General features: G+C 44.5%; 13 protein-coding genes. 7 read left to right on the top strand and 6 right to left on the bottom strand.

Annotated elements, in window-relative coordinates; genetic code table 11:
- Positions 1-137: 137 nt before the first annotated feature.
- From HMPREF1139_RS05580 to HMPREF1139_RS05550, 7 genes are all read left to right on the top strand, one after another.
- The gene (locus HMPREF1139_RS05580; protein ID WP_009650397.1) at positions 138-2,759 is read left to right on the top strand and encodes a valine--tRNA ligase; all 2,622 of its coding nucleotides are present in this window, start codon (positions 138-140) and stop codon (positions 2,757-2,759) included.
- A gap of 183 nt (positions 2,760-2,942) precedes the next feature.
- Positions 2,943-3,899, top strand: a complete 957-nt coding sequence (locus tag HMPREF1139_RS05575) for a methionine ABC transporter ATP-binding protein (protein ID WP_009650441.1) — start codon at positions 2,943-2,945, stop codon at positions 3,897-3,899.
- Complete coding sequence (locus HMPREF1139_RS05570) at positions 3,899-4,573, top strand: methionine ABC transporter permease (protein WP_011992280.1); 675 nt, start codon at positions 3,899-3,901, stop codon at positions 4,571-4,573. Before HMPREF1139_RS05575 ends, HMPREF1139_RS05570 begins: the two co-directional genes overlap by 1 nt.
- Before the next feature lie 248 nt (positions 4,574-4,821).
- A complete protein-coding gene (locus tag HMPREF1139_RS05565; RefSeq protein WP_009650384.1) occupies positions 4,822-5,604 on the top strand; it encodes a MetQ/NlpA family ABC transporter substrate-binding protein in 783 nt (260 codons plus the stop codon).
- A 150-nt stretch (positions 5,605-5,754) separates the two neighbouring features.
- Positions 5,755-6,534, top strand: coding sequence for a MetQ/NlpA family ABC transporter substrate-binding protein (locus tag HMPREF1139_RS05560; protein WP_009650447.1), 780 nt, complete (start codon positions 5,755-5,757; stop codon positions 6,532-6,534).
- A 33-nt stretch (positions 6,535-6,567) separates the two neighbouring features.
- Complete coding sequence (locus HMPREF1139_RS05555) at positions 6,568-7,206, top strand: LysE family translocator (protein ID WP_009650390.1); 639 nt, start codon at positions 6,568-6,570, stop codon at positions 7,204-7,206.
- Between the two features lie 3 nt (positions 7,207-7,209).
- Positions 7,210-7,809 carry a DedA family protein gene (locus HMPREF1139_RS05550; RefSeq protein ID WP_009650439.1) on the top strand — a complete coding sequence of 200 codons (600 nt, stop codon included), beginning with the start codon at positions 7,210-7,212 and terminating at the stop codon, positions 7,807-7,809.
- Positions 7,810-8,517: 708 nt separating this feature from the next.
- On the opposite strand, the gene mog is transcribed toward HMPREF1139_RS05550, so the two are convergent.
- From mog to HMPREF1139_RS05520, 6 genes are read right to left on the bottom strand one after another with little or no spacing between them, the layout of a single operon-like run.
- Positions 8,518-9,048, bottom strand: coding sequence for a molybdopterin adenylyltransferase (gene mog, locus HMPREF1139_RS05545; protein WP_009650445.1), 531 nt, complete (start codon positions 9,046-9,048; stop codon positions 8,518-8,520).
- Positions 9,045-10,715 (bottom strand): AAA family ATPase, encoded by a 1,671-nt coding sequence (locus HMPREF1139_RS05540; protein WP_009650431.1) that lies wholly within the window; start codon positions 10,713-10,715, stop codon positions 9,045-9,047. Before HMPREF1139_RS05540 ends, mog begins: the two co-directional genes overlap by 4 nt.
- On the bottom strand, positions 10,696-11,946 hold the full coding sequence (gene mtaB / locus HMPREF1139_RS05535; RefSeq protein ID WP_009650400.1) for a tRNA (N(6)-L-threonylcarbamoyladenosine(37)-C(2))-methylthiotransferase MtaB: 1,251 nt from the start codon (positions 11,944-11,946) through the stop codon (positions 10,696-10,698). The genes HMPREF1139_RS05540 and mtaB overlap by 20 nt, the downstream gene beginning before the upstream one ends.
- The gene (locus HMPREF1139_RS05530; RefSeq protein WP_009650403.1) at positions 11,943-13,529 is read right to left on the bottom strand and encodes a mechanosensitive ion channel family protein; all 1,587 of its coding nucleotides are present in this window, start codon (positions 13,527-13,529) and stop codon (positions 11,943-11,945) included. Before HMPREF1139_RS05530 ends, mtaB begins: the two co-directional genes overlap by 4 nt.
- Entirely contained in the window at positions 13,526-14,566 is a 1,041-nt protein-coding gene (aroB, locus tag HMPREF1139_RS05525) for a 3-dehydroquinate synthase (protein ID WP_009650406.1), read from the bottom strand. The genes HMPREF1139_RS05530 and aroB overlap by 4 nt, the downstream gene beginning before the upstream one ends.
- 49 nt (positions 14,567-14,615) lie before the next feature.
- Positions 14,616-16,040: a COG3400 family protein gene (locus HMPREF1139_RS05520; protein ID WP_009650415.1), complete on the bottom strand. Its 1,425-nt coding sequence runs from the start codon at positions 16,038-16,040 to the stop codon at positions 14,616-14,618.
- Positions 16,041-16,093 lie beyond the last annotated feature (53 nt).

Raw genomic sequence — 16,093 nt, 5'->3', positions numbered from 1 at the left:
GAGCGATCGCCCTAATCTACGTATATATATCGTAAATAAAAAGAAAATTTTAAACAATCTTTAGGTAAAATCGCTTCATTTTACGCGATTGTGACGCCACAAAATATCGGCGCGCAAAGCAAATAAAAGGATGGAAAGTGGCTGATTTTTACGACGCAAAGCAAACGGAAGAGAAATTTTATAAAATTTGGGAAGAGCGCGGATATTTCGAGATAGACGCGAACAAAGAGATCCAAGAGCCAAATAAAAAATTTTGTATCATGATGCCGCCTCCAAACGTGACCGGCTCACTTCACATCGGACATTCGCTCACTTTCACACTTCAAGACATCATGACCCGCTACAAAAGGATGGACGGCTACAAGACCCTCTGGCAGCCGGGGCTAGATCATGCGGGTATCGCCACTCAAAACGTCGTAGAAAAGCAGCTTTTAGCTCAGGGCATAACAAAAGAGAGTATCGGGCGCAAAGAATTTGTAAAAAAAGTCTGGCAATGGAAAGAAAAAAGCGGCGGTATGATAGTGCATCAAATGCGCCGTCTAGGCATCTCTCCTACGTGGAGCAGGCAGAGATTTACTATGGATGAGGGGCTAAAAAAGGCGGTCAAAAAAGCCTTCGTGAGCCTTTATGAAAAAGGGCTCATCGTGCGCGAAAACTATATGATAAACTGGTGCACGCACGACGGAGCACTCAGCGATATCGAGGTCGAACACAAGGAAAATAAGGGCAAGCTTTATTATTTGCGATATTATTTGGCTGACGAGCCGTCTAAATTTGTGGTAGTCGCCACGACGCGCCCGGAAACATACTTTGGCGATACGGCGGTAATGGTAAATCCAAATGACGAGCGATATAAAAATTTGATCGGTCGCAAGGTCGTGCTACCTATCATCGGGCGTGAGATCCCGATCATCGCCGACGAACATGTAGATATGGAGTTTGGAACGGGCCTAGTTAAAGTCACGCCCGCACACGATACGAACGACTACGAGGTCGGCAAAAGACATAACCTCGAATTTATCACCGTTTTTGATGAAAAGGGCATTTTAAACGAGCAGTGCGATAAATTTAAAGGACTTGAAAGGCTGGCGGCACGAGAGCCCATCGTGCGCGAGCTAGAAAGGATCGGCAACGTCGAAAAGATCGAGGATTACGACAATCAAGTAGGCTACTGCTACCGCTGTAAAAATGTCGTCGAACCATACATCTCAAAGCAATGGTTCGTAAAAAAGCAGATCGCCGACAAAGCCATCGAGGACGTCGCGGCTGGGCTGGCTAAATTTTACCCGCCGCATTGGATAAATAGCTTTAACGCGTGGATGAGGGAGCTTCGCGACTGGTGCATCTCGCGTCAGCTTTGGTGGGGGCATCAGATCCCGGTATTTTACTGCGACGAGTGCGCTCACGAGTGGGCGGATGAAGGCGAGCCGAATGAATGCCCAAAGTGCAAAAGCAAAAATTTTCATCAAGACCCGGATGTGCTTGATACGTGGTTTAGCTCGGGACTTTGGCCTTTTAGCACACTTGGCTGGGGCAACGGCGAGGAGCTAAAAAACGAAAAATGGTTCGAGGGCGATCTGGCTGAATTTTACCCAAATACCCTGCTGATAACAGGCTTTGACATCCTCTTTTTCTGGGTCGCCAGGATGATGTTTCAGGGGCAAAATGCGCTAGAAAAGCTGCCGTTTGACGACATCTACCTGCATGCTCTGGTTAAAGACGAGCAAGGCAGAAAGATGAGTAAGAGCCTTGGCAACGTGATCGACCCGCTTGATAGCATCGAGGAGTACAGTGCGGACATCTTGCGCTTCACGCTCGCCCTACTCGCCGTTCAGGGTCGCGACATCAAGCTAAGCGACGAGAAAATGAAGCTGGTTAGAAATTTTACGAATAAGCTTTACAACGCCGGCAAATATCTGCTTTTAAACGAGAGTAAATTTGACGACTTAGACAAAATCGAGGTCAAAACGCCGCTTGGAGCGTATATGCAAAGCCGCTTTTACGAGTGCGTGCGCGAGGTGCGCGAGAACATTGACGCGTATCGCTTCAACGACGCGGCGAATGCGCTTTATAAATTTTTATGGGACGAGTTTTGCGACTGGGGTATCGAGCTAAGCAAGGCGAGCAAAGCAAGTGTCGCCGAACTGGGCGCGATATTTAAAGAGACGATGAAGCTTTTAAGCCCGTTTATGCCGTTTATTAGCGAATACCTTTATCACGAGCTTAGCAGGACAAATTTAGAAAGCTCGGCGTCCATAATGATCTCACGCTATCCGCAGACAAAAGAGCGAAATTTAGAGATTGAGAAAATTTTCTCGCTCGTCATCGAAGCGATAGTCAGCATACGCCGCGCAAAGGCTACGATCGAGCTTGGCAACTCAAAAATAGCAAAAGCTTATGTCAAGCTTAACGGCGACGTAAATTTAAGCGAGGCTTCAAACTACATCGCCCTACTCGCAAAGTGCGAAAATATCGAATTTACGAGCAGCAAAATAGACGGCGCGATCAGCGATGTGAGCGAAAATTTACAAAGCTTCATACCGCTTGAAGGCGTGGATATGTCGGCAATAATAATGCGACTGCGGTCGCAGAAAACTAAACTGGGAAAAGAGATAGCAAAACTATCGGGCATGCTAAAAAACGAGAAATTTGTCGCCAACGCTCCGTCGGAGGTGATAGAGGCAAATAAATCAGGGCTTGCAAACGCGCAAGAACAGCTTAAAAAGATAGATTCAGAGCTTATGAAATTTGATAAATAAACCTTTGAAAGGAGCGACGATGAGAAACGGCAGTATCGGAGGATTCACACTTGGGACGGTAGTGGCGGTCGCGTTATCATGGGGAGCGAACCATAGCATATTGTGGGCTATAATTCATGGTTTTTTAAGCTGGATATATGTGATTTATTATATTTTGATCAGAATATGAGGTAGTTGAATTTAATGATAGAGATCTCAAATTTACAGAAATTTTATGGTAGCACGCAGATCTTGCACGATATAAATTTAAACGTCGCTAAGGGCGAAATTTACGCTATCGTGGGACACAGCGGTGCGGGCAAATCGACCCTGCTTCGCTGCATAAACGGACTGGAAAGCTATCAAGGAGGCAGCTTAAAGGTATTTGGGCGCGAGATAAGCGAGCTCAAACAAAACGAGCTAAGAGAGCTTAGGCGCGATGTGGGGATGATATTTCAGCATTTTGCGCTGATGGCTAGAAAAACGGTGTTTGAAAACGTCGCCACTCCGCTTAAATTTTGGAGCTATCCAAAGGAGAAAATCCAAACCAGAGTGAGCGAGCTTTTAAATTTAGTCGGGCTTGAAAATAAGGCAAAAAGCTATCCTAGCGAGCTAAGTGGCGGGCAAAAGCAGCGCGTGGCGATCGCTCGCGCTCTTGCACTAAGTCCAAAAATTTTACTCAGCGACGAGGCGACGAGCGCGCTTGATCCAAATACGACGAATTCTATCTTGGAGCTTTTAAAAAAGATAAACGCCGAGCTTGACATCAGCATCGTCATCGTCACGCACGAGATGGAGGTCGTAAAGTCAGTCGCCAGCAGAGCCCTTTTGCTTGAAGGCGGCAAGATAATCGGTAGCGGTAGCATCGAAGAGCTATTTTTAAAACCCGATGAAAAGATGAAGGAATTTTTGGGCGAGATCGAAATTTTACCCGCAAGCGGCGTGAATATCCGCCTCTTTTTCCCAAAAGAGGTCGCGCAAAACAGCGTCATCACGCACATGGCGCGCACGCTAAATATCGACTTTAACATCGTCTGGGGCAAGCTTGAAAAGCTCGATAAAAACGTGCTTGGCTCGCTCGTGATAAATGTCGAGCCACAAGACGAGGCGCGCGTGATCGAATACATCAAGCAAAGCGGCGTGCTTTGGGAGGTGGCGTGATGTTTGGCATAGATTTTTCTAAATTTCCTGACGTGTTCGCACGCATTTTACTTCCTGCGATCAACGAGACGCTTTATATGAGCTTGATTTCGACGTTTTTGGCCTTTGTTATCGGGCTTATACCTGCCGTTTTACTCGTACTTTCGGACAAAGACGGGCTAAAACCAAACGCAAAGCTTTACTTTACGCTTGACGTGCTCATAAATACGCTCAGAAGCTTTCCGTTCATCATCCTAATCATCGTGCTTTTTCCGGTCACAAAAATGATCGTAGGCACGAGCATCGGCACCACAGCGGCGATCGTCCCGCTTACTATCGGGGCTGCACCTTTTGTCGCCAGACTCATCGAAAGCGCGCTAAAAGAGGTCGATAAAGGCATCATCGAAGCGGCAAAGAGCTTTGGCAGCTCAAATTTGCAAATCATCTTTCGCGTGATGTTCGTCGAGGCATTGCCCGGTATCATCTCGGCATTTACGCTAACTCTCATCGTAAATATCGGCTTTTCAGCGATGGCAGGCGCAGTCGGAGGCGGCGGACTTGGCGCGGTCGCTATCAACTACGGCTATCAGCGTTTTAGACCTGACATTATGCTTTACACAGTCGTGATTTTGATCATAATGGTGCAAATTTTTCAAATTCTTGGAAACTTTTTTTACAAAATTACAAAAAAATAGCACATTTTATCTGATTTTAAAGTTTTTTCATTTAAAATCGCCGAATTATTTTACTTGAAAGGATAAACATGAAATCAGATATGTGCGAAATGTGTCGCTTGATAGAACATAAGTCGTCGAAAGACTAACCGCTAAGCACAAATTTCTTTTTAAGTGCTTAGCTTGCTAAATACTTAAAAAGAAATTTAGACACTACTTTAAATTTATCCTTTTAAGTCGTTTAGCGCAAATTTAAAAAAGGATAAAAAATGAACAAAATACTTCTCTCTTCCCTAGTCGCCCTTAGTCTGTCACTATCTGCAAACGCCGCTGACAAAGCAAAAACTATCATCGTAGGTGCTACTCCCGTGCCGCACGCCGAGATCCTCGAAGTCGTAAAGCCGATCCTCGCAAAAAACGGCTACACGCTTGAAATAAAAGAATTTAACGACTACACCGTGCCAAATTTAGCCACAGAAGACGGCGATCTGGATGCAAACTACTTCCAACACCTGCCGTATCTTGAAGAATTTAATAAAAACAAAGGCACTCACCTTGTTAAAACCGTCGGCGTGCATTTAGAACCTATGGGGGTTTATTCAAAAAAGATAAAAGATATCAAAGAGCTTAAAGAGGGCAGCAGCGTCTCGATACCAAACGACCCGACAAACGAGAGCCGCGCACTTGATGTTTTAGCCAGCGCAGGTCTCATCAAACTAAACAACAACCCGCTAAAAACCCCACTTGACATCGTCGAGAACCCTAAAAAGCTAAAATTTGAAGAGATCGAGACAGCCCAAGTGCCGCGCACCCTAGATGACGTAACGATCGCAGTAATCAACACAAACTACGCTATGAACGCAAATCTCAACCCTACAAAAGATGCGCTCGTGCTAGAAAGCAAGGACAGCCCATACACAAACTACGTCGTAGTCAAAGCCGGCAATGAAAACAGCCCGAAGACCAAAGCACTCGACAAAGCTATCACAAGCCCGGAAGTGAAGAAATTTATCGAGGAAAAATATAAAGGTGCGATACTTCCGACGTTTTGATCTTGCAAGCTACTTAAATTTGACCTGCCGTAGGCAAATTTAAGCGCGCAGTGAGCCTAAATTTTAGTTTAGAGGATACTCTTAAATTTAAGGCGGCGTAAAAGCTTTTACCTTTTTAGCGCCGTCCTTTTCATAAAAAAGGAAAAAATAATGAAAATTTTAAACCTGCTAGCAGCCACATTTTTGGCTCTGAATTTATACGCTAAAAGCGACGATAAAACCATAATAGTCGGCGTTTCGCCCGTTCCACACGCTGAAATTTTAGAATTTGTCAAACCAAAGCTAAAAGAGCTTGGATACGACCTGGTGATCTCCGAGATCACGGACTACTCGATCCCAAATATCGCGACACAAGATGGCGATTTGGACGCGAATTTCTTCCAGCATTTGCCCTATCTTGAAGAGCAAAATAAAAACCGCGGGCTAAATTTAGTCAAGGTCGCGAGCGTGCATGTCGAGCCGCTTGGGTTTTATTCAAAAAATATAAAAAACATAAACGAGCTAAAAGACGGCGCGACGGTTGCGATCGCGTATGATCCGTCAAATGGCAACCGCGCTTTGAGGATTTTGGAAAAAGCAGGACTCATCGAGCTTGATAAAAAGGCTGTGCAGGCAACCCCTCACGACATCACGAAAAACCCGCTACATCTTAAATTTGTCGAGCTTGAAGGTGCTCAGATACCGCGCACGCTCGACGAAGTCGATCTAGCCGCCATCAGCACAAATTTCGTGCTTGATCTAGGCATGAGCGTGGCAAAGGACGCGCTGCTGCTTGAAGACGCAAATAGCCCATACGCAAACATCATCGTCACAAGAGCTGGCAACGAAAACAGCCCAAAGATCAAGGCTCTCGTTAAAGCGGTGTTGAGCGATGACACGAGGAAATTTATCCTTGATCGCTACAAAGGCGAGGTCATACCGGCGTTTTAAAATGGGCGAGCAGCCCTAAATTTAAAGGAAAAAATGAATCCGCTTATGATTTTGACCCTGGCGGTCACGCACTTTTTTGTGCTGATCGTCCCGGGCCCAGATATACTTCTCATACTTCGCACATCGCTAGCTAGTGGTTACAAAGAGGCGATCGCCGCTAGCCTTGGTGTGGGATGTGGCATCGTGATATGGATATTTCTCACCGTTCTTGGACTAAACGCCCTATTTTTGGCATTTCCAGCGATACAAATTTTACTGATGATCGCCAGCAGCCTTTATCTGCTCTATCTGGGCGTGGGCATTTTGAGGTCGCTAAAAAGCGGTGGTAGCTTAAATTTAAACGGCAAATCGACCAAGGGCGGGCTACGGAAATTTTTCATCACTGGATTTTTTACAAATCTCTCAAACCCAAAAGCAGTGCTTTATTTTGCCAGCGTGTTTTCGGTCTTTGTAAGCTCTCTTGACTCGCTTTGGCAGCTGCTTGGCGTGGCATTTTTTATCAGCTTTGAAAGCCTTTGCGTATTTTTGCTCGTGGGTAAAATCTTCTCAGCTAAAAGGCCACGTGAGATATTTTTAAACAATCAAAAAATTTTAGACGCCGTTTGCGGTGCGATATTTATCGTTTTCGCACTTCTCATCGCTTATGAGTGTTACCAAAAGATACAAGGATAAATTTTGCAACAAATCATTGATTTTATCGTCGGCATCGTGAGTCAGTGGGGCTACACGGGCATTTTTGTTATGATGTTTTTAGAAAGCTCATTTTTCCCGTTTCCAAGCGAAGTGGCGATGACCCCGGCGGGATACCTCGTGCATAAGGGCGAGATGAATTTGGCTTTTGCGTTTTTAGCTGGTGTGGGCGGTAGCCTCGCGGGAGCGGTGTTTAACTACTATCTATGTTACTTTTTCGGACGTGAGCTTATCTTAAAATACGGTAAATTTGTCGGTATCACGGATGAAAAAATGGCAAAATTTGAGGCATTTTTCAACAAACACGGCGAGATCTCGACCTTTAACTGCCGCCTGATCCCCGGTATCCGTCAATACATCAGCCTACCAGCTGGGTTAGCAAAGATGAATATGTTTAAATTTTGCCTATTTACCGCACTCGGAGCTGGTATCTGGGTAGTGATACTACTTGGTGTCGGGTATTTTTTAGGGACAAACTATGATCACGGCACGTTTAGTCATATAGTCATCGCCCTACTCGTTGTGGTCGCGTTTATAACGGTATTTTACGTCCTTTATATCAGGCGAAAAAATAGGAAAATTTAGGCTATTAATTTTGGCTCTGTTATAATAAATCACTGATACTTGCTTCGCAAACCGTACTCGCTCCGCAAAGCGCCGAACATATAGCACGATTTTTTCTGCTTCGCGTTGCTTGCAGCTTTTCAAGACGCTTCGTTGCACTCGCAACTGCGAGCAGACCGCGTTCAGCCTGTGGCTTCTCTGCTCGTAGCGTATTCTTGTCACGAGCGACAGCGAAGTGAAAAATCGGCGGCGATAGCGTCGCTTCACAAGAGTTTTACTCGAATGCTGTTCGCATTCTACTGCTTTGAGAGCTGAAAATCAATGAAATATTGTAGAGCCTTAATTTTTTAAGACTTTCTAAATCGTTTAGTCAGCTTTAAAATCTCTTTTACTAGATTAAAAAATGAAAATTTTGCCCTCTTTGCGCCCAAATTTTGCAGGTAATACCCGCACAGATCAAGTGCTAGAAGTATGGATGAGCGATTGTAATAATAATAGAGACACTCAAAGCGACAACTGTACCTCGCAAAATAGCTTGTAAATTTAGGCTATTTTAGATACTGACGCAATACTACACACCGATGATCACTACAAGCCCCACAAATAGTAACTATCAAGCAACGCGCCCGCTTTTGAATTTACATTCTGGATAAATTAGCGATTATAAAATCAAATAATGCTTGTAATGCGAGCGATAAACCAAACATATAATAAAGTAGAGCTTAAATTTTATTTCTTCTTCGGTCTAAACACCTTCATCTTGCTCTCGTCAGTCTCGATAAACGCTCCGCCGATAAGGTCGATGCAGTATGGCATAGCCGGAAATATCGGCTCCAGGCACTCTCTTATCGCCTTTGGCTGACCGGGTAAATTTACGATGAGAGCGTGAGCACGGATACCAGCCGTCTGACGCGAGAGGATCGCTGTGGGAACAAATTTCAGGCTCGCTGCTCGCATAAGCTCGCCAAAGCCCGGCATCATCTTTTTACACACTGCCTCTGTCGCTTCGGGTGTCACATCGCGCTCTGCGGGCCCAGTGCCCCCTGTAGTCAGGATAAGATCGCAGCCAAGCTTATCACTCATATAAATGAGTCGCTCTTTAATAATTTTAAAATCATCAGCTATGACTTCGTAAAAATACTCTCGCTCGCTCACGATCCACTCGTCTAAAATTTGCCTGATAGCAGCACCAGAAAGATCCTCATAAATGCCCTTGCTTGCTCGATCAGATAGAGTTAAAATTCCTATTTTAGCTTTCATTTATCCTCCAGTTCATAAGTCTCGTTTAATATATTTGCCACCATCTCTTTATCCACGCTCTCATAGACTAGCAAAAATTCGCTGATACGCGCTATTTGCATGCTTACGCCCTTTAAAAAGCTTATGGTTTCTTCTCTTGCCTGGCTCAAAATTTCCTCAACGTCTGCAGGATTTGGCACGAAAGACTTTCCCATGCCGTATTCGTAGACCATCTTTGAGGCCAAGTCTTTTGCGTAGTTCAAGTCCGTGCTAGAATTTGAAAATATATCGTTCTCGTCGAGCTCCAGCTTGCACATACCGGCTAAAAAAACCTTTATGCGAGAGATCATTTGCGAGCGCGACTCTATCTCTCTTTCGATACCGACAAACCTATCCTCGATGAGTGAAATTTTGTCGAATTTCACGTCAAACCAAAAAGCGGCCAGCGCCTTTGCCGCCTGATAGGTCGCTTGTATCTTTTTCTCGGACTCGGAGTAGCTTAGCACCTTTTTTTTACCGAGTAAAACCTTGTTTAAGACCGCTTCAAAGTCACCCATCCTTAAAATTTCACTGCCGTTTCTTAGCGCGTTTATCGCCGCTTCGTTCACGAGCGTGCTTAGTGCCGCCCCTGAAAAGCCTACGCTCATCTTGGCTATATCGCTCACGTCGGCTTCACATTTTTTGCCTTTTAAATAGGTCTTTAATATCGCCATTCTATCCTTGAAATCAGGCATGGATAGGAAAATACGCCTGTCAAATCGCCCCGAGCGAAGCAGCGCCTCGTCGATCATCTCGATGCGGTTCGTCGCTGCGATCACGATGACGCCTGAGTTGTCTTCAAAGCCGTCCATCTCGGTGAGAAGCTGATTTAGCGTGGCTTCGCGCTCGTCGTTGCGGCTACCTCCCCTGCTCTTTCCCACCGCATCTATCTCGTCGATAAAGATGATCGATGGGGCGTAGGATTTTGCCTTGTTAAAAAGCTCACGGACACGTTTTGCGCCCATACCGACGTAAATTTGCACGAAGCTAGCGCCGTTTTGATAAAAAAACGGTACGTTCGCCTCTCCGGCGACCGCCTTTGCCACGAGCGTTTTACCCACGCCAGGAGGCCCTATCATCAGCACGCCTTTTGGCATTTTGATACCGAAATTTCGGTATTTTATAGGGTTTTTTAGAAAGTCCACGATCTCGCTAAGCTCCATTTTGACATCATCGATACCGGCTACATCGTCAAATCTCACGTTTGAAATTACCGGTGTAGCGAAGGAATTTACTATGCTTTCAAGATCGTAAGCCGGCGTTTTATCACCGGCTGGCTGGCTCTTTTTTCTAAATCTAAGCAGTAAAAGCACCGCTACAAAAAATATCAACAGTATGAAACAAATGGTGAAAATTTCGCTCATCACGATATAGTTTTGCGCTCGCTCGACGGGCACTTTTTTGACGAGCTCCTTTATATCCACGCCGTCTTTTATGATCTTGTAGCGGTTATTTTGGGCGTAGAGTATGACGTCGTCTTCATCGATTACGGCCTTGTCGATGAAGTTGCCGCTAAGAAGCTGCATATATCCTTCGTAGCTTATGCTCTTTGGCTCTTTGCTCACGGCAAGAGCCAGGACGACGACTAAAAGCACCGCCGCTATGATCAAGATATTTTTTTTGTTGAATTTAAAACTGAATTTTTGCATAATTCGCTTCATTTTGGACCTCATATTCGCCTACCTCCAGCCACTCTTTGCTTATATCTCTAGCCGAGTCGATCCTTAGCTTGTTGTAAAACTGATCGAAGCCCTCGTAGAGATCAGCATTTTTTTTCTCCACCAAGACCTTTAAATTTTCCTTATGCCGTTTTCTGAAATTTAGATTATTTTGTGCGGTGATCTGCTTTAGTAAATTTAGCCTCTCTTTCGCCACGTCGCCGCTGACACCTGCTTTCATCGTCGCAGAGTGCGTATTTGCACGAGGAGAATACGCAAACACATGCAAATGAGTAAGCGGGAATTTTTTAAAATTTTCAAGCGCCTCAGCCCATATCTCCTCGCTCTCTCCAGGATGACCTACGATAAAATCTGTCCCCAGCGCAAAGCCAAGCGAGCTTAGCTCGTTAAAAAGCTCCAGGTCGCTAAAGGCTTGATTTCTACGGCGCATGATACGCAGCATCTTTTCGCTGGTGTGCTGAAGCGCGATATGCAAATGCCGCTCCAGCCAGCTCTCTTTTAAAATTTCGCGGAAGCTCTCGTCTATCTGGCTTGGCTCGATGCTGCCAAGTCTGATGCGCCTGATGCCCGGGATTTTGCCTAAATTTGCCAAAAGCCTACCAAGCGAGCTACCCGTATCTTTGCCGTAGCTACCGATATTAGTGCCTGTTAAAACGAGCTCGTTGTAGCCGTTAGCGGCTAAAATTTTAGCCTCGTTTATGATAGAGTTTTCATCCATGCTTCGCGCTTTGCCGCGCACGGACGGGATGATACAGTAGCTGCATGCGAAGTTACAGCCCTCTTGGATCTTGATGAAAGCCTTGGTGTGGTTCTCGTAGCTCGTCACGATGTTTTTATCGATGGAATTTAGATCGCCAAGCTCGAAAAAGCGCTGTTTGGAGCTTAAAAGAGAGTTGATATTTGCTTTTTGGCTAGCGCCCATGACTCCAAATATAGCGTCCTTTTCAAAGAGCTCTTTACCTTTACTGACCGCTCCGCAACCTGTTAAAATTACCTTTGCACCGCGCCTTTTCACGCCGTTTATGTAGTTTCTCACGCCGCTGTCGGCGGAGTTTGTGACCGTGCATGAGTTTATCACGACTACGTCGGCTATCTCTTCGTCATTTGTGATCTCGTAGTCCTTTACGTAGCTTTTCATGAGCTCCGTATCGTAGATGTTCGTGCGACACCCGAAAGTTTTAAAAAATATCTTTTGCATCAAGCCAGACTCTCGCCTTCAAATTCGCTATGAGCGCTTGGAGTCTGCTTCTTGCCAAGATAGAGCGTTTGGCTAGGATATGCGATCTTTATGTCGTCTTCTTTATTAAACGCGTCTATGAGCTCCGCGCTTATCGTGCTTCTAAGCGCTAGTGTGGCATATGAGTTAGACATATACCAGCTAGAGATGTTTATACCGTATGGCTCGAAAAATGTGAAAATTCTAGGCTCGACATTTGGATTTTTTACGCTGTATTGGCTGCGAAGCTTCGTCATTTGGCGCTTTGCGATATCAGTGTAGCCCTTTGAATACTTTCGCACGATCGTTTTAGCGATATGCACGGCCTTTTTATGGTTGCTATCAAAGCTTATCACGATATCGATGCCGTCCCAAACGGTCTTCATACCGTAGTGCGAATAGTTTGCGATGAGATCGGTAAATATATAGTTGTTTGGCACGAAAACGATACGCCCTGCGCGGCGATTGAATTTATACGTCGAGTAGGTCACATCCTCAAAAACCGTCATCCTAAGTAGCGATATATCGATGATGTCGCCTACGAATTCCGAGCCGTCGTGAAAGACTCTGACGCGGTCTCCCACGTGGATCGAGCCGCCAAACATTATCACCATCCAGCCAAGCATGCTCATAAACATATCTTTCATCGCGATAGCGATACCGGCTGATGCAAAACCAAGCACCGTCACGACGTAGGTGACGTTTTCGATATAGGCAAAAAGCAGTATCAAAACGATGATCGTCACGTTTAGGAAATTTAAAAATTTATTGACCGTGTAAAATCGCTCGTTATCGCTGATAGTGCGCTTTGCGATAAATTTCGCAAAAAACGTAAGAGCGATAGTGATGATGATCACGATAGCGATGTTTAGCATGCTCAAAAACTGCGATTTTATATCCGTAGTCGTTATATTTATGGCTTCATCCGCTCTTTTTTCATATACGTTGAAAGTAGTATTGGCTATTTGCTTTACCGCGTTAAATTCGCTTATCTCTTGCCTAAGAGCGTAAAGATCGTCTCTGTTTGCATCGCTGTTGTCAAATTCTAATAGCTGCGTCATCAGCTTTTCTTTATCCTCCAGCTTTAACAAAAGAGCTTCGAGCTCGACGATATGACGTGAATAATCAGCCTTTTCGCCTTTGATCTTTTTGATATATGAAAAGCCCGATATCAGCGCGATAGGATTTATTATGCGTGGTGGGGTCTCGACCTCGGGAGCGGCCAGCATATTTGAAAAAGGCACTTTCTCATACTCTTTTAGCAAATTTATCTGTTCTTTTAATGTCCCGCTACGCCTAATAAGCTCGTCGCTTTTACGTGAATTTTTATCCAGTTTTTTAAGGGCGGCCTCGTTTTTTTCAAGCTCACTTAAAAGATTTTGATAGGTGTTGTAGTTTGCGTATCTGGTTATCCACACGTTGCCCCTTAGCGAAGTGTCGATAGCAGATATTTGCTGCCTTATGTCGGCTGCTTTGCTGCTGTTTTCGATGTCATCAAGGGGGACACTCGCATTTTGTTCACCATAAACAAAGGCCAAAAGTCCTAGTAGAAAAAGTAAGATCCTCATTTGAATTCTCTTAAAATTTTTATCACGTCATCACGTTTTATATCGTTTTTCATAACCGCGCTTCCGATACCGTTTGAGAGTATGAATTTCACGCTGCCCTCTTGCGTCTTTTTATCGAGCATAAAGGCCTCGTAAAACGCACTCTCATCTCTTAGCGCGTAGTGCGTAGGCAGGCTAAATTTAGCCAAAAGCTCTTTGATCCTAAGAGCATCTTTTTCGCTCATCAAGCCAAGCTTCACCGAGAGAGAATTTGCCATATTCATACCGATCGCCACCGCCTCTCCGTGCAGGTATTTTTTATAGCCGGTCTCATTTTCTATCACGTGAGCGAAAGTATGTCCGTAGTTTAGCAAAGCACGTAGTCCTCGCTCTTTCTCATCGGCTTCGACTACGCGAGCCTTTATGAGCACCGATCGTTCAACGAGTTTGGCTAAATTTTGCTCCTCGTCAAGCGTCGCGTTTTCAAGCCACTCAAACATTTCTTTATCAAACGTGACCGCCATTTTCACAGCCTCGGCCAAGCCCGCGTTAAATTCTCTAAATGCCAAAGTGCGTAGGAATTTACTCTCGCAATAAACCGCCTTTGGCTGATAAAACGAGCCGATCAAGTTTTTGCCGAATTTATTATTCACGCCCGTTTTGCCGCCAACGCTCGCATCGACTTGCGCTAGAAGCGTCGTCGGGATATTTATGAAGTTTATCCCACGCTCATAAATGCTGGCTGCAAAGCCCGTCATATCGCTTATCACACCGCCGCCAAAGGATATGAGCGTACTTGAGCGGTCAAGTTTGCTCGTAAAAAGCTGCTCCAAAATAAGCTCGATAGTCGCTAAATTTTTATACTCCTCGCCGTCAGGAACGCTGATGATGAAGTATTCGTCGCATTTTAGAGAATTTAAGAGCGCCTTTAGATGAAGCCCGGCGATTTTTGGATTTGTCACGATTGCCGTTTTGCCCTTTATCTCTATACGCTCAAGCTCATTTATATAGACATTGTAACCGTATTTTTTTTGCTCTAAATTTAATCTTATCTGCATCATTTACCTTTTAGTTATTTTATCCAAAAAGCTTCAAAAATGTCTAAAATCATTCGCTAGTCGGCACAAAAAGCTGCGAGTTGCCGCTTAGTTTTTTATAAAGACGGTTCATATCAGCCGACAAAAACGCAAACATATCAGTATGTGTAAATTTCTCGTCAAATATGACAAAATGCAGCAGATCGTCGCTGCCTTTTAGCTTTATGAGCGGATTTTTCTCTTCGTCGTTTTCGATGATTATGCGTTTTGAAAAGAGGTTGCTGATACTTTCAAAATGCTCGCTAAGCTCGGCTGTGTCGCTGTTTTTGCTATCAAAATAGTAAAATTTCATCTCGATGTCAAGCTGAGTGCAGCAGTCCATTATGACGGCGGATTGATTTTCTATCTCCTCGCCCTGCTCGCCTAAAATGACGCCTTGCCTTACATTTTGCAGTGAAATTTTACCCGTTTTTAGCACGGGGATCTTAGTCTCGTAAAAAAGCCTTTGAAATTTAAAAAAATACTCGTCGTCACTTACCAAGAGTCCGACGTCAGCCCTTGCTATCTCGGCCTTTACGTTAGAATTGTCCCGTGCAAAATAATCCATCAAAACGATGATACTTTTATCCTTGATCGCCTTTAGTCTGTCTAAATTCTCACCAAGCGTCGGGTTTAAAATTTTAAAGATCAATCGCTTGTTGTTTAACTTGGAATTCAAAAATAGGCTGTCATCTATGAGCTTGGCGATGCGTTTGTCGCTCATCACGCGCATATCGATGATCGTGTAGATGTTGCTGCCAAAAGGGTTTGGAAACTGCCCCCTTTCGCGCTTTATCGAGCGATATACGTTTTGAAGTACGTTTGGATCGCCTACGATGAGCAAGGTATCGTTTGGATGTATCATTACGCTTGGCTTTGGCAAGATTATCTCGCTACCACGATAAACGAGGGCTATACGCCACTTTTTTTGTTGTATAGAGTTGATGTGACGATACATATAGGCACTTCCTATCGGCACTTTCACCTCCATTATCTCGCCCTCGCTAAGCCCGATATTATCGGCAAGTACTGGCACGTCAGGCAGATAGTCCATCAGTCTTGAAGCCGCGATGTCTCTTACATCGACAATGCTTAGGTGCTTATCGGCGCTAAAAATTTTATCTTGGGCGTCATCTTGCTCCCAGATATTCATAAAAACTATCTCTGTTTTCGTACTGATCCTGCGTAAATTTTCGTAGCTTGCCAGTGCGTCGGCTTTGTTTTGAGTGATGATACAAAACTGGCTAAAATACCCGTCCGCGACGCTCTTTAGCTTTGAAAAGCTGGTAGGATCGAAGTGATAGAAGCTAAAATTTTCAAAATTCATCTGAGTATCGATGATCTCTTTATTTTGCGCGATGATGATGTAATGATGGGAATTTGACTTCGCTTCAAAAAGTCTGCTGAGAAAATTTTTAGCCAAGATCCCGTCGGCTATTATCAAAATTTTTTTCATATGCTCTCCAAATTTAAACGAACATTATAGCAAAACGGGATTAATCAAGGCTA

It is taken from the genome of Campylobacter sp. FOBRC14 (assembly GCF_000287855.1).
Lineage (GTDB): Bacteria > Campylobacterota > Campylobacteria > Campylobacterales > Campylobacteraceae > Campylobacter_A > Campylobacter_A curvus.
The sequence above is the reverse complement of the archived record's forward strand: the minus strand, read 5'-3'. Positions and strand labels throughout refer to the sequence as shown.

Bases quoted from the DNA above. Each gene is read 5' to 3' on its own strand.
- HMPREF1139_RS05575 (WP_009650441.1), top strand. From the start codon at position 2,943: ATGATAGAGATCTCAAATTTACAGAAATTTTATGGTAGCACGCAGATC.
- HMPREF1139_RS05570 (WP_011992280.1), top strand. From the start codon at position 3,899: ATGTTTGGCATAGATTTTTCTAAATTTCCTGACGTGTTCGCACGCATT.
- HMPREF1139_RS05565 (WP_009650384.1), top strand. From the start codon at position 4,822: ATGAACAAAATACTTCTCTCTTCCCTAGTCGCCCTTAGTCTGTCACTA.
- HMPREF1139_RS05560 (WP_009650447.1), top strand. From the start codon at position 5,755: ATGAAAATTTTAAACCTGCTAGCAGCCACATTTTTGGCTCTGAATTTA.
- HMPREF1139_RS05555 (WP_009650390.1), top strand. From the start codon at position 6,568: ATGAATCCGCTTATGATTTTGACCCTGGCGGTCACGCACTTTTTTGTG.
- mog (WP_009650445.1), bottom strand. From the start codon at position 9,048: ATGAAAGCTAAAATAGGAATTTTAACTCTATCTGATCGAGCAAGCAAG.
- HMPREF1139_RS05540 (WP_009650431.1), bottom strand. From the start codon at position 10,715: ATGCAAAAATTCAGTTTTAAATTCAACAAAAAAAATATCTTGATCATA.
- HMPREF1139_RS05530 (WP_009650403.1), bottom strand. From the start codon at position 13,529: ATGAGGATCTTACTTTTTCTACTAGGACTTTTGGCCTTTGTTTATGGT.
- aroB (WP_009650406.1), bottom strand. From the start codon at position 14,566: ATGCAGATAAGATTAAATTTAGAGCAAAAAAAATACGGTTACAATGTC.
- HMPREF1139_RS05520 (WP_009650415.1), bottom strand. From the start codon at position 16,040: ATGAAAAAAATTTTGATAATAGCCGACGGGATCTTGGCTAAAAATTTT.